This is a genomic window from Prevotella sp. AM23-5 (genome assembly GCF_003473645.1).
Lineage (GTDB): Bacteria > Bacteroidota > Bacteroidia > Bacteroidales > Bacteroidaceae > Prevotella > Prevotella copri_A.
This window is the reverse complement of sequence record NZ_QUCG01000002.1, coordinates 128176-148994: the sequence shown is the minus strand read 5'-3', so window position 1 is coordinate 148994 and position 20819 is coordinate 128176. Positions and strand designations below refer to the sequence as shown.

The 20819-nt window shown below is 48.9% G+C and carries 15 protein-coding genes and 1 tRNA gene; 6 read left to right on the top strand and 10 right to left on the bottom strand.

Annotation, left to right across the window (positions count from 1 at the left end; all coding sequences use genetic code 11):
- Positions 1-366 precede the first annotated feature (366 nt).
- From DW657_RS01340 to DW657_RS01330, 3 genes are all read left to right on the top strand, one after another.
- Positions 367-1716 carry a DUF3575 domain-containing protein gene (locus DW657_RS01340; RefSeq protein ID WP_118311120.1) on the top strand — a complete coding sequence of 450 codons (1350 nt, stop codon included), beginning with the start codon at positions 367-369 and terminating at the stop codon, positions 1714-1716.
- Positions 1703-2722 (top strand): DUF5119 domain-containing protein, encoded by a 1020-nt coding sequence (locus DW657_RS01335; RefSeq protein ID WP_118311119.1) that lies wholly within the window; start codon positions 1703-1705, stop codon positions 2720-2722. Before DW657_RS01340 ends, DW657_RS01335 begins: the two co-directional genes overlap by 14 nt.
- Positions 2723-2871: 149 nt before the next feature.
- Positions 2872-4020, top strand: a complete 1149-nt coding sequence (locus tag DW657_RS01330; RefSeq protein WP_118311118.1) for a fimbrillin family protein — start codon at positions 2872-2874, stop codon at positions 4018-4020.
- A gap of 463 nt (positions 4021-4483) precedes the next feature.
- Here the strand turns inward: DW657_RS01330 and DW657_RS01325 are convergent, their stop codons facing one another.
- The 7 genes from DW657_RS01325 to DW657_RS01295 all read right to left on the bottom strand — a co-directional run bounded on the left by DW657_RS01325 (position 4484) and on the right by DW657_RS01295 (position 12272).
- On the bottom strand, positions 4484-6049 hold the full coding sequence (locus DW657_RS01325) for an ATP-binding protein (RefSeq protein ID WP_118311117.1): 1566 nt from the start codon (positions 6047-6049) through the stop codon (positions 4484-4486).
- 504 nt (positions 6050-6553) lie between these two features.
- Complete coding sequence (gene nqrF / locus DW657_RS01320; RefSeq protein ID WP_089542481.1) at positions 6554-7828, bottom strand: NADH:ubiquinone reductase (Na(+)-transporting) subunit F; 1275 nt, start codon at positions 7826-7828, stop codon at positions 6554-6556.
- An 18-nt stretch (positions 7829-7846) separates the two neighbouring features.
- A complete protein-coding gene (gene nqrE, locus DW657_RS01315; RefSeq protein ID WP_117664010.1) occupies positions 7847-8470 on the bottom strand; it encodes an NADH:ubiquinone reductase (Na(+)-transporting) subunit E in 624 nt (207 codons plus the stop codon).
- 1 nt (position 8471) lies between these two features.
- Positions 8472-9098, bottom strand: a complete 627-nt coding sequence (locus DW657_RS01310) for an NADH:ubiquinone reductase (Na(+)-transporting) subunit D (RefSeq protein WP_118311116.1) — start codon at positions 9096-9098, stop codon at positions 8472-8474.
- Positions 9099-9110: 12 nt separating this feature from the next.
- Entirely contained in the window at positions 9111-9713 is a 603-nt protein-coding gene (locus DW657_RS01305) for an FMN-binding protein (protein ID WP_118311115.1), read from the bottom strand.
- A gap of 18 nt (positions 9714-9731) precedes the next feature.
- Complete coding sequence (locus tag DW657_RS01300; RefSeq protein ID WP_089542477.1) at positions 9732-10889, bottom strand: NADH:ubiquinone reductase (Na(+)-transporting) subunit B; 1158 nt, start codon at positions 10887-10889, stop codon at positions 9732-9734.
- Between the two features lie 27 nt (positions 10890-10916).
- Positions 10917-12272 (bottom strand): Na(+)-translocating NADH-quinone reductase subunit A, encoded by a 1356-nt coding sequence (locus DW657_RS01295; protein WP_118311114.1) that lies wholly within the window; start codon positions 12270-12272, stop codon positions 10917-10919.
- Positions 12273-12589: 317 nt separating this feature from the next.
- Between DW657_RS01295 and DW657_RS01290 the strand changes: the two genes are divergently transcribed.
- Positions 12590-16843 (top strand): translocation/assembly module TamB domain-containing protein, encoded by a 4254-nt coding sequence (locus DW657_RS01290; RefSeq protein WP_233546580.1) that lies wholly within the window; start codon positions 12590-12592, stop codon positions 16841-16843.
- Positions 16844-17246: 403 nt separating this feature from the next.
- Positions 17247-17335 (top strand) — tRNA-Ser (locus DW657_RS01285).
- A gap of 89 nt (positions 17336-17424) precedes the next feature.
- On the opposite strand, the gene trxB is transcribed toward DW657_RS01285, so the two are convergent.
- From trxB to DW657_RS01270, 3 genes are all read right to left on the bottom strand, one after another.
- Positions 17425-18357, bottom strand: a complete 933-nt coding sequence (gene trxB / locus DW657_RS01280; RefSeq protein ID WP_118311113.1) for a thioredoxin-disulfide reductase — start codon at positions 18355-18357, stop codon at positions 17425-17427.
- 49 nt (positions 18358-18406) lie between these two features.
- A complete protein-coding gene (locus DW657_RS01275) occupies positions 18407-18991 on the bottom strand; it encodes a 7-carboxy-7-deazaguanine synthase QueE (RefSeq protein ID WP_118311112.1) in 585 nt (194 codons plus the stop codon).
- Between the two features lie 149 nt (positions 18992-19140).
- Positions 19141-19506, bottom strand: a complete 366-nt coding sequence (locus DW657_RS01270) for a 6-carboxytetrahydropterin synthase (RefSeq protein ID WP_089542795.1) — start codon at positions 19504-19506, stop codon at positions 19141-19143.
- Positions 19507-19696: 190 nt separating this feature from the next.
- On the opposite strand from DW657_RS01270, the gene DW657_RS01265 reads away from it, so the two are divergent.
- Positions 19697-20797, top strand: coding sequence for an AAA family ATPase (locus DW657_RS01265; RefSeq protein WP_089542473.1), 1101 nt, complete (start codon positions 19697-19699; stop codon positions 20795-20797).
- The last annotated feature ends 22 nt before the right edge of the window (positions 20798-20819 follow it).

Sequence of the window (20819 nt, the reverse complement as noted above, 5' to 3'; positions counted from 1 at the left end):
GCCAAGCACATCACTTCTCACGGCAGCGTATATTCCAGAGCCGACATCAGCGCCATCCTCTACATTATACAAGAGGGCTTAATTTGTTCGGAAACAATAAACAATCACGAGTTGTAAATAGCATAACCCGCACAAAATAGCATTATTAGAAACATTTCAATTGCAAACTCCACATATCATTTTTTCAGCCATACATATTTATATATAGATGAAACTATTACAATTTTATCACGATTAAGTTTTATTAACGGACTCCCCCCCCCTATAATTCATTATTTTTCACTAAATTTGCAGCCGAATACAAAAGTATAGGTAAACAAGTAAAAAGATATATAAGATCTTGAGTTTAAAACTCTATTGATAATAATGTGTGGATTAACAAGAAATAAGATTCTGATCATGGCTTTCATGTTCTATGGGGCAAGCCTTGCGGCTCAAAACCACCAGGACATGCAGGATTCTATAAGGATTTATTTCAAACAGGGAAAGATAGAACTGGTTCCTACCCTGCGCAACAACCAATCGGCACTGAACAGGATAGCAGATGCGATGCGCATCACTTGCGCAGACTCTGCCTATCAATTGCGAAAGATCCTCGTAGTGGGCGGTGCCTCACCCGAGGGAAGCGTGAAATTCAACCGATGGCTGTCAGAGAAAAGAGCAAAGGTATTGTTCGATTATCTCTCCCGCTATGGTGAATTACCCGATTCGCTAAGAACTACCCATTACTTAGGAAGAGATTGGAATGGCCTGATCAGGCTGGTGGAAAATGATCCACAACTCCCCTACCGGAAGGAAACCCTTTCCATGCTGCGCCAGATAGCCAGCGAACAGAAAAGCGGTGCCCAGGCGGAGGAGAGTCATCTGCAGAAGATACAAAAGCTGCGAGGAGGTACACCTTATTTATATATGTACAGGAAATACTTCCCGCTGCTCCGATCATCCAAGCTGCATCTATGGTACGAGAAGGTGCATCGCTCGGAGATTCCGAAAACGGAAAATCTGAATTCGGAGATTCAGAAATCGGATACCACTGCTGCAGCGTTCATCCCACCGGCAGATACCATCATCGTCGCCCCCGACACCCAGTTCATCGCATCGCAGCGAATCCGGAAACCCTTCTATATGGACATCCGGACCAATATGCTCTACGATGCGCTCCTGATTCCGAACATCGGAGTGGAGATGTATCTGGGAAAAAGATGGTCGGTGGCTGCCAACTGGATGTACGGATGGTGGAAGACCGACCGCCGACACTGGTATTGGCGAGCCTACGGCGGTGACATCGCCATCAGAAAATGGTGGGGAAAGGCAGCCGAGGAGAAACCGCTCACCGGGCATCACATCGGCATCTACGGTCAGATATTCACATACGACTTCGAAACCGGAGGCCGCGGCTACATGGGCGGAAAGCCCGGAGGCACGCTCTGGGACAAGATGAACTACATCGTGGGAGCCGAATACGGCTATTCGCTGCCCATTGCCCGAAGGCTGAACATCGACTTCACCATCGGTGCCGGCTATTGGGGCGGCATCTATCATGAGTATAAGCCCGAGGCTGACTACTACGTATGGCAATCCACCAAGGAGCGCCGCTGGATAGGTCCCACCAAGGCAGAGATTTCGCTGGTATGGCTGATAGGAAACGGCAATACCAACCGCAAGTTCTCAGGCAGGAAGAACAGAGAGAAAGGAGGCGGAAATGAGCAGGATTAGAATCTTCAGAGGATTTAGAATCTTCAGAGATTCAGGAATCTTCAGAGATTCTGGAATCATCCAAGCCCTCAGCCTGATACTCTTTCTTCTGATACTCTCGTCGTGCGAGCACAAGGAATTCCGCTACGTCACCTCCTCGTTCCGCTCTTTGAGGGTGGAATTCAACTGGGAGCGATATGAGGATTTTCAGAAGCCGGAAGGCATGCGAGTGATCTTCTTTCCGAAAGATGGCACGGGCGAGCCGTGGATCTTCGATTTTCCGAACGGAGAAGGAAGGCAGATTGAGTTGCCCGAAAACGAGTATCGCGTCATCTGCTACAACTACGATACGAGCGGTATCTATTGGGAGAATCCCAACAGCTTTGTAGAGTATCTTGCCAAGACCCGTAGCGTACTGGCGCCCGACAGCGCCAAAGCCTGCACCACTCCCTCCTGGCTCTGTGGCGACCACATCGACTGGGTATCGCTGGAGAATATTCCAGAAGGCACGGAGAAGGTGATCACCCTGTATCCGGAGAGGATGGTGAGCCGATACACCTACGAGGTGAATGGCATCCAGAATCTGGAAAGAGTGGCGGATATCCGTGCGAGTCTTTCGGGGATGTCAGGATCGCTGCTGATGGCGGAAGACAGATTGCCCGATGGGGTTTCGGAGAATCTCCTTTTCGGAGGCGAGACTGCCAGTAATCAGATCAAGGGCGGTTTCTACACCTTCGGTTACTGCCAGAGTATCGCCTCGTCTCAGGTGTTCAAGCTATACCTGAAGAGCAGAAATGGCAAGGTGTATGTCTTAGAGCAGGATGTTTCAGCACAGATTCACTCGGTTCCCGTAAGGGGGCATATCGGTGATGTGCATCTCATCATCAATTTCAACTTCACCGTTCCGGATAATAAGAATGACGGAGGAGGCGGAGGAGGCAACGGTGGAAATAATTCCAGCGGTGGTGCCGGCTTCGATGTAGGAGTTGATGATTGGGCGGATGTGAATGAAGACATTATATGTTAAGGGTTTAGCATCCGAAAATAAAGCTTTTAATCGTAAAAGATAAAGCTATAAATAGCAAAGGATAAAACTTGAAATAGCAAAGGATAAAACTTGAAATAGTAAAAAATAAATTTAACAATAGTAAAAGATAAAAAAAGAACTGTAAAATTATGAAAAAGGTAATTTTTGGAACAGCATTGGCCTCTATGGCATTGCTTTCAGCATGCTCATCAGACAACGAGCTTGCAAATGTAGAAACAACAGCTAACAACGCTATCGGATTTCATGTAGTTGGTAATAAGGCGGAGACTAGAGCAAACATTATCAACACGACCGAGGATTTAAAGAAGACCGATTTCAATGTGTTCGCATATAAGTACAACAATGGCGCAGATGGTGAAATCTTTATGGGTGACAAAGAGAATGATGATAACCATCTGTACGGAGTTAGAATCAAGTATGAGACTGAGACTAACAAGTGGGTTTATAATGATCCAAATGAACTTCGCTACTGGCCAACAACTGCACTTAATTTTTATGCGGTCAATCCAGGCAGCACAAATATCTTCTCTTGGAATTTTACAAATGAGAAAAAGCAAATAACATACGCTTGCTCTGATGAATATGTCAAAAATAGCAAAGGCGAGTATTATAATCACAAAAACATTGATGCTATGTATGCCGTGACCAAGAATCAGACCCAAACAAACAATGATGGATTTGTTAAGTTCAACTTTAAGCATATATTGTCTCAAGTAGTATTCCAAGCAAAGACACAATATGCAAATATGGAGGTAGAAATCAAAGCACTCAGTATTCATAATTTCTATTGGGGCGGAACATTTACAATTCCAGAAGGAGAACCTTCACAGAAGGATTGGGCTCCAACTACAATATCTTACCAGCCAAAAGGATTTACAGCGGTAATGGATGAGAGCATTAAGGTGGCAAAAACAGATGAGGTTACTAACATTTCAACACAGGGACCGATGTTATTCATTCCTCAGAAATTAACAGAATGGGATTTAAAAGGTAACATAGATGCTACAACTACAGCAAAGCAGTCTTATCTGAAGATTACTTGTAAGATTAAGCAGAGTGGTGCTTACCTCTTCGGTGGCGATACTACATTTGACGAGCTCTATGTTCCTTTCAAGGCAGATTGGCAGCCAGGCAAGCGCTACATCTACACCCTCATCTTCGGCGGTGGTTATGATAAGGATGGCCATTCAATCTTGAAGCCAATCAACTTCGAAGCAGATGTAGAAGCTTGGGATGAAAATACAACAAATAACAGCGACATTAACATTAATAAATAATATGTAATATCAAACATACCACAAAAACAATAAAAAGCGATGCTTGCAGATTTTTGCAAGCATCGTTTTTTATTATCCCTTTCCCCCGCCATTCCAACCCAATGTGCTGGGGTTCATAAAATGAAGGTCACCACCCAGCCCGTCCCCTTACGCCCTGAAAGGGCAGAAGCTCCTAGCCCAGGGCATCGCCCTGGGTTATTACGGACACAAACTTGTCGCCCTGAAAGGGCAAAAGCTTTCATATACCAGACGAAATACAAAGCTTTTGCCCTTACAGGGCGACTTACTGATTGCCATTATACCCAGGGCGATGCCCTGGGCTAGGAGCTTCTGCCCTTTCAGGGCGTGTGGGGCTTACCTGATAGTTTCTGCCCTTTACCTTTTCTTTCGGCCGGTGACCGTTGGTTCAGGGCGTATTGGGTAATTTCAACCGTACAGGTCGAACTTTTTTCTCTCAATTTCCTTATTCTTCCCTTATTTTCCAATCGCTGATGGTACGCTGAGTGCTGTCGTAATTAACGCCAATCTTAAACAGGCGCTTGCCATCGGCAGAATATGGAATCAGATAGCCCTTTTCATCTATCTGCCTGATTGCTTCCTCGGCAGAGCCATCATACTTCAACTCGAAAACAAATACGGCATCAGGCATATACACTACGGCATCAGCCCTGCCTATCGCACTATCCTCTTCTACCCTCATGTGGGCACCCATCAAATTGAAGATAAGATAGAATACGGTCTGGAAATCACGTTCACTCTTGTTGCTCAAACGATTGGAGATGCTGGCAAGATAAGCCTTCAGGCGCACCATCGCCCCCTCTACATCGTTATCATAAAGCTTTTCCAGGAAATCACCTACCAGACTGTTATTATCCAAAGATATTGGCGAGAGATAGTTGGGCGCAAGACTCTTGAGCATGCCTATCTTCACCTCTCTGTTAGGGTATTCCAAAGTATAGCGATGCAACATCGGGTTATACTTCTTGATGGTGAGATAACCGCTCTGATAGAGCAGCGGAAGCGCTGAAGTCATCATTTCCGGAGAAACATCAAAGTCATCCACGTCACACGATTTCTTCTCAATATCCATCACATTGACGTGATACTTCTGCAGCGTCTTGATAAGATAAGTTGGTGTGCCTGAGCCAAACCAGTAAGGGGCTATGTCACGTGCATTCAGCGCCTTTACCAGACTGAACGGATTAAAGACATCCTCTGATTTCTTGCTGAAATGATAACCGTCGTAGAATCTTGTCAGCTCTGCCAGACATTCCTCATACGTCATGCCCAGGTCTTCTCCCAAAGCCTCTATATCCGGTTTCATCTGCGTGGTAAGTTCCTTCTTGCTGATACCACAGATTGCCGAATACTGGTCGAACATACTGATGTTATCGAGATTGTTGAGTTCACTGAAGATGCTGAGCTGTGAGAACTTGGTGATGCCCGTGATGAAGGTAAACTCCAGGTATGGGTCGAGCTTTTTCAGAGGACTATAAAAATTCTGCATGATGCGGCGAAGCGGCTGCAGATTTTCCTTTTCATGCACCACATCCAGCAGAGGAGCATCATATTCATCGATGATAACAACCACCTTTTCGCCCGTCTGCTCGTAAGCCCGCTTCACGATACCATCCAGCCTCTCGTTAGGATAAATTTCTCCTTCTCCTTTACCATAAAGTTTCTCGTAAGGCAAAAGCTGTAGATTCAGATAACTGTTCAAGGCATCAGCATCAAAGTGCTTGGCACCGCTCAAGTCGAAATGAAGCACTGGGTGCTTCACCCAATCCTTCTCATAATCAGCAATGGCTAATCCCTCGAAGAGTTCCTTTCTTCCCTCAAAATAAGCCTGGAGAGTAGAGGCAAAGAGCGACTTGCCGAATCGCCTTGGACGACTCAGAAAGACGTACTTCATTTTTTTCTCTCGAAAATCCACGATGTATTGGGTCTTATCTACATAGAGATAATTCTCCTCTCTGATATTTGAGAATGTCTGTATTCCTACAGGATAGAAATTTACTATTTTTGCCATATTCCTACATGCTTTACGTTTTGCGCTGCTAAGTTACGAAGAAATTCCGAATTTACCAAACACAATTTCAAATATTTTTAGCACAGGGGAAATTGTTTGGGCTATTTGGGTCGAAACGTCTCACCCCCGTACCCCGCTAGGCGTCCCGCCGGATTTGAAATCCGGCGTTAAAAAATGTCCTAACCTATTTAGGCTCTGCGGATTTGCAATCCGCAGCAAAGGAGTATGCTTTCCTTTTATTGGGGGATTACAAATCCCCAGGTGTTTATAGGTCGAACCTTTTTTAACGACGGATTGCAAATCCGTCGGAACGCCTGGCGGGGGCAATCCACGGGGGACGCCAGGCGGGGTTCATAAAATGAAGGGCACCACCATACATTACCCCCCTAACATACTAAAACGAAATGAGCGACACCCGCAAAAAGCAGGTGCCGCTCGCCAATTGAGAAATTGACCAAAAAAAAGCTCCGAACATTTTCTGGACAATTCCCCATCTTGAAAAACTTATCCGAAGTTATCATACATGATGCTCTCAGGATCAACTCCCAGAGAATCCAGATAATCTGTTACAGTCTTGATCAGCATTGGAGGTCCGCAGAGATAGTACTCGCAATCCTCTGGTGCCTCGTGATCCTTCAAGTAGGTGTCACGGATGCAGTTAACAGCAAAGCCCTCGTAGTACTTCACGCCCTGAGCATCTGCCACTGGGTCCTTGCGGTCCAATGAAAGATGGAAGTGGAAGTTAGGGAATTCCTTCTCAAGCTCCCAGAAATCCTCAAGGAAGAATGCCTCACCCAATGCACGCGCGCCATAGAAGAAGTGAAGCTCACGGTCGGTAGTGTGCAAAGTCTTGGTCATGTGCATGATCTGTGCACGCAATGGAGCCATACCGGCACCACCACCAATCCAGATCATCTCCTTGCCTGATGTGAAGTTAGGATGGAAGTCGCCGTAAGGACCACTCATCATTACCTTGTCGCCCGGCTTCAATGAGAAGATGTAAGAAGAAGCGATACCTGTTGGTACGTTCTGGAATCCTACCTGTGGACGTGGCAAGAATGGAGTTGTGGCGATACGTACGGTCAGGGTGATGATGTCACCCTCGTCAGGATAGTTCGCCATAGAGTAAGCACGAACGGTAGGCTCTGGATTGTGAGCCTTGAGAGAGAAGATATTGAACTTCTTCCATGCTCCGATGTACTCCTCGCCAATGAGATCCTTGTCGAAGTCCTTGTCGTAATCGATGCAGTCGTATGCAGGAATCTTGATCTGAGCGTAAGAACCCGGAACGAAGTCCATGTGCTCGCCTGGAGGCAGAGCCACCTTGAACTCCTTGATAAATGATGAAACGTTCTTGTTGGAGATAACCTCGCACTCCCACTCTTTCACGCCCATCACACTCTCAGGCACCTTGATCTTCAGGTCGCCCTTCACCTTGCACTGGCATCCCAGACGCCAGTGGTCCTTAATCTGCTTGCGGGTGAAGTGAGGCTTCTCAGAATCGAGAATCTCGCCGCCGCCTTCGAGCACCTGAACCTTACACTGGCCACAGCTTGCCTTACCGCCGCAGGCAGAAGGCAGGAAGATGCCGTTCTCATTCAGCGTAGTCATCAAACTGCTGCCCTGAGGCACGTTGATGGTCTTGTCGCCATTGATTTCGATATTTACATTTCCGCTAGGGCTCAGATACTTCTTAGCCACGAGCAGGATGATAACCAGCAGGAGAATCACCACGAGGAAAACTCCGATACTAGCCAATATAAATGATGTATTACCCATATCTATAGTCCTCCTATTTTAGATTTTCAAGCCTGAGAAGCAAAGCATAGCCATTGCCATGAGGCCTACTGTGATAAATGTGATGCCGAGTCCCTGCAGTGGCTTTGGCACGTCGCAATACTGCATCTTCTCGCGGATGGCTCCCATCAGAACGATGGCAAGAGTCCAACCCAGTCCGGAACCTACGGCATAAACGATGCTATCCCATACAGAGGTGATAGCCTGAGTATTGGCAGGATCCATCAGGATGCGCTGCTGCATGAAGAGCGATGCACCCATGATGGCACAGTTTACGGCAATCAATGGCAGGAAGATACCCAGCGCTGCATAGAGCGATGGTGAGAACTTCTCTACAATCATCTCTACCAGCTGCACGATACCGGCGATGACGGCGATGAAGAGGATGAAGCTCAGGTAAGTGAGGTCAACACCCAGAATGCCATCGGCGCTGAGCACCTTGGTCTGCAACAGGTAATCTACAGGCACGGTGATGAGCAACACGAAGGTTACAGCCAAGCCCAAGCCCAAAGAGGTCTTCACGTTCTTGGATACTGCCAAGTATGAACACATACCCAGGAAGTAGGCGAAGATCATGTTATCGACGAAAATCGAACGGAAAAACAAACTTATTGCGTGCTCCATCTTACTTCTCCTCCTTATAAATATAGGCACGATGTACCCAGATTACACATCCAACGAGAATCAATGCCATGGCTGGCATGGTCATCATACCGTTGTTAACATATCCAAAGTCGTAAGCTCCCTCTGGAATCAGCTGGAAACCGAGCAATGAGCCGCGGCCCAGGAACTCACGAACAGCACCCACAATCACGAGGATGAGGGCGTAACCCAAACCATTACCTACACCATCGAGGAATGAAGGCCAAGGCTTGTTCATCATGGCAAACGCCTCCAAGCGACCCATCAGGATACAGTTGGTGATGATCAGACCCACATACACTGAGAGCTGCACGCTCACGTCGTAGGCGAAAGCCTTCAGCACCTGGCTCACGATGGTAACCAGGGCAGCCACTACCACCAGCTGGACGATGATACGGATGCGCTGAGGGATGGTGTTGCGGATGATGGAAATAATCACGTTAGAGAATGCCGTGATGATAGTAACGGCAAGTCCCATCACAATGGCTGGCTTCATCTGAGAAGTAACAGCCAGGGCACTACAGATACCAAGCACCTGCACGAGCACAGGGTTGTCGCCGTTCAGTGGCTTGATGAATGCCTCCTTATTTTGTTTACTAAATAATGCCATAATTTCGCTTAATTATTTAATGAATTTAGCAAGACCTTCCTTGAGCATGGCATCCACACCGTTGGATGTCAATGTAGCACCGGTAACGGCATCCACATTGTTAGGATCGCTGGCAGGAGCGTCTTTCTCAACGCCCAGAGCGATGCCCTCTACTCCATCCTTGTGAATCTTCTTGCCCTGGAATTTCTGCTGCCACTTCAAGTTGTCCTTGATTTCAGCACCGAGTCCGGCAGTCTCGCCTTCGTGGTTGAAATATACGCCATAGATGGTGTTGTTGTCAGCATCCACGGCGATGAAGCCTGAAATGCCGCCCCAGAGACCCATACCCTTCACGGAGTAAACAGTCTTCTTCTGACCATCAATCTCGCACTCGTAATACTTCATGCCATCCTTCTCCTTCTCGTCCTTCACCACCTCTTTATATTTGGCAGCCGCAGTAGCGTTGTCAAGGTCGCGCAGGTTCAGTGAGTTCAGAATCTGCTTCTGAGTATCAAGAGCCACGTTGGCATCCTGTGTTGCCTTCAGTGAAGAAGACACAAACGCGAGCAGGAATGCCACGATTACCACGATGATAACCGAATAGATAATAGTATAGCTATTTGAATTTGTCTTCATATCTACATTCCTCCTACATTATTTAATAGCACGTTTAGCACGGCGAGAGATGTTGCTCTGAACGACACAGTAGTCGATGAGTGGAGCAAACATGTTGCCGAAGAAGATAGCGAGCATCATACCCTCTGGATAACCTGGGTTCATCACACGTACAATAACGGCGATGGCACCGATGAAGAATCCGTAGAAGTACTTACCCTTCTCGGTACGGGCTGAGGTTACAGGGTCGGTAGCCATGAACACGGCACCGAAGCAGAAACCGCCGAGAACGATGTGCTCATACCAAGCGATAGGTGTCATGCCGAGAGCCTGGAAGATAAGCGCCATCACGATGCCGCCTGCGAATACGCTGCCCATGGTCTTCCATGATGCGATGCCTGTCCAGAGAAGGATGATGGCACCGATGGCGATGGCGATGACTGATGTCTCACCGATACAGCCAGGAATGAAACCGATGATAGAATCGCAGAGACTAGCTGAAGGCATGCTGCCCTGAGCCAGCTGACCGAGAGGAGTAGCAGCTGTGAAGCCATCAGGCAGGGTGTTACCCAGACCGAAGATAGCATCCTTAGCCACCCAAACCTTATCACCACTCATAGCCAATGGATATGAGAAGAAGAGGAACATACGGGCACCCACAGCCACATTGAAGATGTTCATACCCGTGCCACCGAAGATTTCCTTGCAGAAGATGACTGCGAAGGCGCACGCCAGGGCGAGCATCCACAGCGGTGTAGAGATAGGAATGATCAATGGGATGATGATACCGCTGACGAGGTAACCCTCCTGGATTTCCTCGTGCTTCCACTGAGCCCAGGCAAACTCGATGCCGAGACCCACGATGTAGCTAACCAGCAACTTAGGAAGGACAGCCAGGAATCCGAAGCCGAAGACCTCGATGAAGCTGGCAGCATCCAATGTGCCTGCAGCCTTGAAATTCTGGTATCCCACATTATACATACCGAAGAGCAATGCAGGAATCAGGGCGATTACCACAAAGCTCATGATGCGCTTCGAGTCGATGGAATCGTGGATGCTGGCTCCGCTCTTCGCTGTCGTATTTGGCACGTACAGGAAGCTCTCAAAACCGTCAAACACGCTCTCGAAGGCATGCAGCTTACCTCCCTCTTGGAAGTTAGGCTTTATCTTATTGAGATAATTTCTTAATGCACTCATTATTTTAATAATTAACAGTACTAAAAACTAAGCATTCTCCTTGCGCAGGGTGTTCAAGCCCTCACGTACTATCTTCTGCAATTCGAGCTTAGAGCTATCCACGAACTCAGCTACCGCAAAGTCCTCAGGACTAACCTCATAGATACCGAGCTGCTCCTGCTTGTCGATATCGCCTGCGATGATTGCCTTGATGAGATACTCACCGAAGATGTCCATAGGGAGAACCTGGTCGTACTCGCCGCTCATAATCATGTGGCGCTCGCCACCCTTGATGCGGGCATCGAGATTGTACTCCTTCTTCTTGCCGAAGAGCCAGGAGAGATAAGAACGCGATGTAGAGAACTGGTTGGTGCGTGGAAGAATCCAGCCCAGCATCTCATCACAGTCGTCACCCTCTGGAATGGCTGTGATCTCTGATGTGTGTCCGCCTACGTAATCTGCCATGGTGGTCTTGGTACCGGTCAATGGGTTGCCATTGATCAGGCGCACGTGTGCGGTAGCCTTCAGCTGTGCTTCAACGAAAGCTGAGAATGGTGTACCTACCAACACGTTAGCGTAACCGGTCTGCTTCATCTCGCTACCAGCTACAGCCACCTTCTTGTGGAGATCAACCTTACCAGTAAGGAAGAGGCGACCGAAGAAGATTACCGATGCAGGATCTACAGTCCAAACCACCTCGCCCTTGTTTACAGGGTCGATGTTGTTCACCTGAACGCCTACATTACCAGCAGGACAAGGACCATCAAACACATTGAGTTCCACGTTCTTAGCCTCGCCGAGCGCATTGCTGTGCTGCTCAACTCCAACGCCAAGATAAGTTTTCGCAATCTTGCTCAAGGCTGTCAAACCTGCCTGGAAAGCTTCCTCATTGCCAGCGAGTTCTACCTCGAAATCGGCAGCGAGCGGCATGTCGCGGAGGGCAGAAACGAAGATTGCCTTAGGAGTGGTATCCGGTGTGGTGGATACAGCGTAAGGCAACTGGTTGATGTAACCGAACAATCCAGCCTCGAGCAACGCCTGCTTCACGGCTGCACCGTCCAACGACTCAACGTTTTTCTTACCAAAATCCGTAGAGGTCTGCTCAGCGTCTGCCTTCACCTTGATGCAAAGCACCTTGCGACGCTCCCCTCGCTCAATGGCGGTAACCTGACCGCTCACTGGTGAGGCAAACTTCACCTCTGGGCAAGCCTTGTTCACAAACAAGGCATCTCCGGCATTGACATGGTCGCCCTCGCGTACAACTACCTTAGGAGTAACACCCACGAAGGCTGCAGGCACGAGTGCATACTCGCTAGCCTGTACCACAGGGATGGCTACATCCTTGGAAGCCTTACCCGTAAGGTTAATGTCCAAGCCTTTACGTAACTTAATTACATTTGCCATAACTACATTAAAAATATTATATTTAAAACTGATTTTCTGGTTTTATTTTGTGAAAACATTCAAATTATGCTGCAAAAATAGCAAAAAAAAGTAAGACGAGGAAGAAAAATCACTAAATTATTTGATAATGTAACAAAAAAGAAGTACTTTTGTGGCTAAAATTCAAGACTTATTCAGATTGCAAGCCTGTTTTGACAAACACAGATTGCAAATTAACGGCAAATGCCCATTGCAAATTAACATTAAATATTAATAAGACTCTGAAACGATTTAAACATATCATCAGCTGTATCATCTGGACTATCTTCGCCCTTTATGTGATACTCATCGTACTGTTGCACCTGCCACCAGTACAGACCTTCCTCGGCTCTACCGTAGCCACTGCCCTCGCCCAGAAATTCGGAACAGAAGTGAGCGTGGGAAAGATCAACCTGGGTTTCTTCAACCGAATCATCATCGATGATGTAAAGATGCTCGACCAGAAAGGCGACAGCATGATCTATGCTTCACGACTCTCGGCAAAGGTGGACCTGCTGCCGCTGAAAGACGGAAAAATCTCGGTTTCATCGGCACAGCTCTTCGGTCTGAGAGCCAACATCTACAGGCAGAATGCCAAGAGCGACATGAACATCCAGTTCATGCTCGATTCGCTCGCCTCGAAGGATACCACCCAGCACAAGCCACTCGACCTGCGCATCGGAAGCGTCATCATCCGCCACGGATCCATCGCCTACAACCAGCGCGACATCGCATCGGCTGCGGGGGTATTCTCGCCTCAACACATCGGCATCAGCAATCTCTCGGCACACATCGCACTGCATCATCTCACAGACAACGATATACATCTATCCATCAAGAAGATAGCCTTCACCGATAAATCAGGACTTCAAGTAAAGAATCTGCAATTCAAGGTGAATGCAGACAAGCATCAGGCGCGCCTGAGCGACTTCCAGCTGGAACTCCCGAAGAGCCACCTGCTGCTGGAAGACCTCATCGCCACCTACCGCACAGACGAGAAGGGAAAGCTCATCAGCGAAACGCTGCAGTTTGAGGGCGGCATCAAGCCATCGCTCATCACCCTATCGGATGTCGCCTGCTTCGCTCCTATCCTCAGAAAATGGAACGATGCCCTCTACATCGACACCCACTTCTCGGGCACCAGTACATCGGCTCGCATCCACCAGCTCCACTTCAAGACCCAGAGCGGAAGCATCCTGCTCAAGGCGAACGCCAAGGCAAGCGACTGGAACCGGAAGCTGCACTGGCTCGCCAACATAGAGACCCTGAAGGTTTCTGACGAGGGCGTGGAGCAGATAGCCGCCAACCTGGGCAGCCAGGTGAAGATTCCGAAAGAGGTGCTCCGACTGGGCAACATATATTATAAAGGTGTAGCCAGCGGAAAAGGCAAGAGCCAGATAGGAACCAAGGGCGTACTGCGCACCGACGCAGGAAACGTGGAGATCGACGCCCACCAGAACGGCAAGCAGCTCTACGCTAAGGTGGATACCAAGGGCATCAACCTGGGCAAGATACTCGACAATGCCAAGCTGGGCATCATCGCCGCACACCTCACCGCACAGGGTACCAAGGAACATCTCGTGGCAAAGGGCGAGATTCCGCTGTTCGACTTCAACAACTACCGATTCCGCAACATCAGGCTGGACGGCAGCTACAACAAGGGACTCATCGACGGAATCGCTTCCATCGCCGACCCGAATATCAACCTGCAGGTGGCGGGCAAGTACTCCATCCCGAAGAAGCAGTATGAAGCCCAGCTCAACCTGGCGCATCTGCAACCTACCGTACTGGGCGTGAAGATGGCAGACAACACCTACCCCCTGAACGACATCAGGGTGAGCGCCAAGAACCAGGGAGCAGACAGCTATCTGGACCTGGAAGCACCATTCGCCAACATCCACGTAAAGGGACAGTACGACTACGGCACCCTGGTTCAGACCATGACCAACATGCTGGCAAGCAAGCTGCCTACCCTTCCTGGCATCGGAAAGACCAGCGACAAGGCAAGAAACAACTTCAGTATACAGGCAGAAATAGCCTCTACCGAAATACTGCAGAGAATGCTGGGCGTGCCGCTCGACATCCAGCAGCCGGTGGTGATAGACGGAAACATCTCCGACCTCGACCGCTCGGTAAACCTCACAGCACAGTTGCCAGCCTTCAGCTACAACGGCAGCGACTACAGCGGCGGAGCCCTGCAGATGAATACCGAGGGCGACACGCTGAAGGTGGATGCGCGCATCAAGACGGGAGCAGCGGGCAGCATCAGCCCTACCCTGCACGTGAAGGCAGCGGCAGCCGACAACACCCTGATGGCATCGCTGGGTTACAACAACCACTCCAAGAGCCTGCCTATCCACGGGGCGCTGAATGCCGAGGCGCAGTTCTACAAGAATACGGACAACGTTTCTACCGCCCACGTAGATATCAAGCCATCGGTAATCCATATAGGAGAAAAGCCTTGGAAGGTGCACCCGGCTGACATCACCTACAGCAAGAACCACCTGGAGATAGAAAACTTCGAGGTGAGCCACGGCGACCAGCATGTGGCGGTGAACGGACTCGCCACCCCGAACAAGGAAGACTCCATCGTGGCGCAGCTGAAGGATGTGGATGTGGAGTATATCCTGAACCTCGTAAACTTCCACTCGGTGGATTTCTCAGGCAAGGCTTCAGGCAAGGCGATAGTGAAGAGCATCTTCAATGATCCTGACGCCTACGCCAAGCTCGACATCAAGGACTTCGAGTTCGAACACGGTCCGATGGGAATACTTCATGCCAACGTAAACTTCAACAAGGAACTGAGCCAGATAGACATCAACGCCGTGGCTGACGAGGGCGAGGAGCACCAGACGCTGATAAACGGATATGTATCGCCGAAGCGAAACTACATAGACCTGGGCATCGAGGCGCAGGGCACGAATATGAAATTCATGGAGAGCTTCTGCGGCAGTTTCATGGACGACATCCAGGCAAGGGCGAAAGGAAAGGTGAATCTGGTGGGCGACCTGAGCGACATCAACCTGGTAGGCGACCTCTACGCCACCGGCAAGATGCACATGAAGCAGCTGGGCACCGAGTACAGTTTCAAGAATCTGCATGCCCACGCCATTCCGGATGACATCCTGCTGAACAATGATACCATCTTCGACCGCAACCACAACATGGCACTCGTAAGCGGCGGTATCCATCACAAGCACCTCACCCGACTGAGCTACGACCTCACCCTGAAGGCGCACAATTTCCTGGGCTACGACACCCATGAGTTTGGCGACAACACCTTCTACGGTACCGTCTATGCCACCGGCGAGGTGGGCATCCACGGCAAGAGCGGCGAAACCATCATCGACATCGATGCAGAACCGGGACCTGGCAGCATCTTCGTATATAACGTGGCGAGCCCTGATGCCATCAGCGACAAGAGCTTCATCCACTGGCACGACATCGCTCCGGAGCTGACCGACAGTCTGAAGCAGCAGCAGAAAGATGCAGACGACGACATCGACTTCTCGTCAGACATGCGCATCAACTTCCTGGTGAATGCCACCCCGAACCTGACGCTGAAGCTGATGATGGACCCTCAGAGCGGCGACTACATCACACTGAACGGCAATGGCGTACTAAGAGCCAACTGGTTTAACAAGGGATCCTTCGATATGTTCGGCAACTATGTGGTGGACCACGGAGTATATAAGCTCACGATACAGAATGTAATCAAGAAAGACTTCGAGTTCATGCCGGGCGGAACCATCGCCTTCGGTGGTAATCCATACAATGCGCCACTGAATCTGCAGGCGAAATATACGGTGAACGGTGTTCCGCTGAGCGACCTGAGCATCGGCCGTTCGTTCAGCAGCAACAACATCCGAGTAGATTGCCTGATGAACATCACGGGCACCCCTCAATCGCCGAGCGTAGATTTCACAATGGACCTGCCTACGGTGAACTCGGATGCCAAGCAGATGATCTACTCAGTCATCAATTCGCAGGAAGAGATGAACCAGCAGGTGCTCTATCTGCTCGCCATCGGACGATTCTATGCGCAGACCAAGAACAACCAGAGCAGCGAGGATGCCGATCAGCAGAGTCAGACCTCACTGGCGATGCAGAGTTTCCTGAGCGGTACGATTTCGCAGCAGCTCAACACCGTATTATCGAATGTGGTAAAGAGCAACAACTGGAATTTCGGTGCCAACATCTCTACGGGCGATGAAGGCTTCAACAATGCAGAGTACGAAGGAATCCTGAGCGGAAGGCTGCTCAACAATCGCCTGCTGTTCAATGGTCAGTTTGGCTATCGCGACAATGCGAATGCCACGCAGAGTTTCATCGGCGACTTCGATCTCCGTTATCTCATCTTCCCGAACGGCAATCTCGCCGTGCGCATGTATAATCAGACCAACGACCGCTATTTCACCCGAAACAGCCTCAACACGCAAGGTCTCGGTCTAATCATGAAAAAGGATTTCAATGGCTGGCGCGACCTCTTCGGAATCAAGAAGAAGAAAGAGGTGAAGAAGAAAAGCGGGAGCAAGAGAGCAAGAAGCAAGTAATGTAAAAAGACGGAAGCAAGTAAAGCTGAAGACGGAAGCAAATAAAGCTGAAGACGGAAGCTTCTGTCATCCCCCAACGCCCTGAAAGGGCAGAAGCTCCTAGCTCAGGGCAACGCCCTGGGTATAGCATCAGGCAGCAATGCGCCCTGTAAGGGCAAAAGCTTTATAATCACTAGGTTTTTGAAGCTTTTGCCCTTACAGGGCGTTTATTATAATGGCGTCATTACCCAGGGCGATGCCCTGGGCTAGGAGCTTCTGCCCTTTCAGGGCGTATGGCTGATTTAACAACAAATATTTACGTTAGAGGCTTGAGGGTTAATTTAGTTAAAATTTTCGTTCAATATTTTGTCGGTTCATCAAAAAGCAGTACTTTTGCATCGTCGTTCAAACGACATCAGGCAAAGGAAGATTGGCAGAGTGACCGAATGCGCTGGACTCGAAATCCGGTATACCCTCTTCCGGGTATCGGGGGTTTGAATCCCTCATCTTCCGCGAAACTTTTCTCCATACAAAAAAATCCGCAGAGAGTTATACTAAACTCCTGCGGATTTGTTTTTATCTAACTTTTATAAGTTCTGTGATTACAACTGCTGCAAATATCTGTCTGCCTCGATAGCAGCCTTGGCACCAGAGCCGGCTGCAACAATGCCCTGACGATAAACCGGGTCGGCAACATCGCCGGCAGCAAAGATGCCAGGAAGATTGGTGCTTGCAGTACCAGGAACCACCTTGATGAATCCCTGCTCATCCAAATCGATGAAATCCTTGAAGAGATCAGTGTTAGGCTTATGGCCGATAGCCAGGAAGAAACCATCGATGGCAATATCAAACTTCTCCTCGTTGACCTCACCCATGTGGCGAACCAGATGAGCACCCTCTACTCCATTCTCGCCAAACAAGCCGAGCGTATTGGTCTCGAAAAGAATCTCGATGTTCTCCTTCTCCTTCACACGCTTCTGCATGATTTCAGAAGCACGGAGATAAGGCTTGCGCACAATCATATACACCTTCTTGGCAAGACCAGAGAGATACATCGCCTCCTCGCAGGCAGTATCACCACCACCCACTACGGCAACCGTACGCTTGCGATAGAAGAAACCATCGCAGGTAGCACAGGCTGAAACGCCCTGTCCACGATATTTCTCTTCATCAGCCAGACCGAGGTACTTGGCAGAAGCACCTGTAGCGATAATTACGGTATCAGCCTCAATCTCGTTGCCACGCTCATCGGTAAGATGATAAGGGCGGGAAGAGAAATCCACCTTGGAAATGCTTCCGTCGCGCAGATCCGCACCGAAGCGGGCAGCCTGCTCCTTCATGTCCATCATCATCTGAGTGCCATCCACGCCATTAGGATAACCTGGGAAGTTCTCTACTTCCGTGGTGATGGTAAGCTGGCCGCCTGGCTGCATACCAGAATACAATACAGGATTGAGACCAGCTCTACTTGCATAAATGGCAGCTGTATATCCCGCAGGACCGCTACCTATAATCAAAGTCTTTACTTTTTCCATTATATTATTATTGTTGTTTTATGATGATTTTGTGATGATCTTGAGAGATTTATCGGATACCCACAATCTTATGCATCTGGAGTGAAAGCTGCCATTCCGGATGCCGCTTCACATAGTCGATGCAGCCGGAGAGGATAAAGCGGTTGCGGGCATCATTACCCACATCGCAAGGCTGCAGATACTGATAGGTGGCTTCCAATCCATAATTGCTTACTTCGTGGGCGCCGTCAAAGACCAGTTTCAGCTCATCCACCTTCTTCAAGGCAAGTTCGCCGCCCTCCGTGAAGTCCAACTTAGGCGAACAGGTAATCCAGTCGATGCCCTCAGGAACCACGTGAGTGCCGTTGGTTTCCATCGAAAGATAATATCCCTGCTGATGCAGGAGATGGATGAGTTCCGCATCCACCTGCAGGGTTGGTTCGCCACCGGTAAGAACGATGAAGCGGCAATCGCCACCCTTTTCCAGGCACGCAGCCAGGATTTCCTCGGCGCTCATCTCCTTATATCCCTTGAAATCGGTATCACAGAAAGGACATTTCAGATTGCAGCCGCTCATACGAACAAACACGGCTGGCCTGCCCGACCATCTTCCTTCTCCCTGAAGGGAATAGAATATCTCGTTTACTTTATACATTTTTCCTTAATATTAAAAAGCTTTTGCCCTTACAGGGCGCATTGCTGATTGCGACTCTACCCAGGGCGATGCCCTGGGCTAGGAGCTTTTGGGCCTTCAGCCCGTTCTTGAACCACTTGAGAAAGTACAACAAATTACCAGCTCCGATTTTAAGGAACCAGATGCTCGATTCCTCTGATTTTCTCTTCGTCAACCACAACGGCAGTATTGCCGAAGCTCTCCTGCACCGTAGCCTTATAGCACTCTGGGAAGAGATCCACGAGCCATCTTCCGATATTCTCGGCGGTAGGATTGAAATCAAACACCTCGTTGAGATTGGCGTGATCCATCTTGCCATGCACCGCTTTCTTGACATGGGTAAAATCTATCACCATACCATCCTGGTTCAACTCTCTGCCCACGAAAAAGAGTTCTATCTGCCAGTTGTGACCATGCAGACTGCTGCACTTACTCTCGTAACTGAGGGTAAGCGAATGGGCTGCTGATATTTCTAATTTCTTTGAAATGAAGTAAATCATCTGTTATTTCTTGTCTTATTTCTTGTCGTTTTACTTTGCAAAGATACATTAATTCATTTAGAATACAAAATAAAAACGAAAGTTTTTTTCTTTCTTAAAGAATTTATTGCTATCTTTGCACCCATAAAAGGAATGAGGGCGCTTGACGCATCCCATGACGCATCTGATAATAACAAAAAATAAGATAATGAATACAATTAAGAAAATTGTACTTACAGGTGGTCCTTGCGCAGGTAAAACCACTGCGCTGGTAAAAATAATCGACCACTTCTCTGGCCTTGGATACAAGGTGTTTACGATTCCTGAGGTTCCTACCATGTTCACCCAGGCAGGTATGAACTATCTCACCAAAAACGAGAAGTTCTTCTTCGAGGGAGAAAAAGCTACCTTCCTGACTCAAATTGGACTGGAAGACAGTTTCACCAAAATGGCGGAAACCATCGACAAGCCCGTCATCATCGTCTGCGACCGTGGCACGATGGATATCTCCACCTATCTGACAGAAGACTTCTGGAACCGCATCATCTCCGAGCAGGGATACACCAACACCCAGCTGCGTGAACGCTACGATGCCGTACTGCATCTGGTTTCTGCCGCAGATGGCGCTGAACAATTCTACACCACAGCCAACAATGCCCAGCGAGTGGAAAAGGCTGACGAAAAGGGATTGCAGATAGCCAGGGAACTGGACAAGAGAATCGTTTCTGCCTGGAAGGGCCATCCACATCTGAGAGTAATCAACAACCACGAGGACTTCAACAACAAGCTGAACCGTGTGCTCAAGGAGATCAGCAATGTGCTGGGAATTCCACAACCTATCGAGGAGGAAAGAAAGTATATCGTGAAACTGACCGGCGAAGTTCCTAATGCCATCGACAGCGATATCGTTCAGACCTATCTTTCGGGAGAACCAGGCAGCGAAATCCGTCTCCGTCGCCGTGGATTCGAAGGTGGCAAGTACGTATATGTTCACACCACCAAGAAGCGCGTAGCCGACAACGAACAGATTGAGACCGAGCGACAGATCAGCGCCAATCTCTACGAGAATATGCTGCAGCAGGCAGACCCTTACCGTGCTACCATCCGCAAGCACCGCAAGAGCTTTATCTGGAAAGGTCAGTACTTCGAGCTGGATTCATTCTCAGAGCCAGTAAAAGACCTGATGATCCTGGAAACCAAAGGCATCGCAAAACGCGAGAGCGTGAAGTTTCCTCCTTTCATCCAGGTGCTCGAAGACATCACCGGCAATACACATTATTACAATTACAACATCGCTCTGAAGCGATAAACAGAAACATCTCTCAAGAGAA